Genomic DNA, 262 nt, shown 5'->3' on the forward strand with positions numbered 1-262 from the left:
TGTCTATAGGAAGCAAACGTCCTGGCGATAAAGTTGTAGTGACCTATCTGAGAAATGGTAAATCAGCAACAACAACTGTTACTCTCAAAGATCAGAAAGGCGGCACAAGCACAAGAACAAAAGCTGATCTTAGTGTAACTGAAAAAATAGGCGCAGAATTCAAACCTCTTGATGGTAGATTTAAAACAGATTACGGATTAAACAGCGGCGTAATTGCCACCAATGTAGCAGAAGGGAGTGAAATCGCTAAAATCGGGATCGC

At 41.2% G+C, this 262-nt stretch carries 1 protein-coding gene; it reads left to right on the plus strand.

Going from position 1 to position 262, the window contains the following annotated elements:
• A partial coding sequence (locus ACPYOJ_RS35705; RefSeq protein WP_481420437.1) for a hypothetical protein occupies positions 1 to 262 on the plus strand: 262 nt, incomplete at both ends.

The organism is Rhizobium sp. SVR5-9E (assembly GCF_056755095.1).